General features: G+C 36.6%; 1 protein-coding gene. It reads left to right on the forward strand.

The window, feature by feature from the left end:
* A partial coding sequence (locus HC728_RS20255; protein ID WP_238933845.1) for a hypothetical protein occupies nucleotides 1-201 on the forward strand: 201 nt, incomplete at its 5' end.
* Between the last annotated feature and the right edge of the window lie 31 nt (nucleotides 202-232).

The raw sequence follows: 232 nt of genomic DNA on the forward strand, positions 1-232 counted from the left end.
AACAACATAACAATCGCATCAACACGATTTGCTACATTCGGCATTCTAGGTTTCTTTGAGTTTACCGTTTTAAGTGGTAAGTTTGGGCTTAATCTACATGGTAGCAAACGTGTTATGCAGGCGTTATACGGGTGTTTTACATCGATGGTTTGGCTTCAATTAACCCATCAATATTATAAAATAGTAGGGTTCCAAATATAGCTACGATTATGATGTAACCAATTGAAATGGC

The organism is Aliivibrio sp. S10_S31, assembly GCF_014694495.1.
Classification (GTDB): domain Bacteria; phylum Pseudomonadota; class Gammaproteobacteria; order Enterobacterales; family Vibrionaceae; genus Aliivibrio; species Aliivibrio fischeri.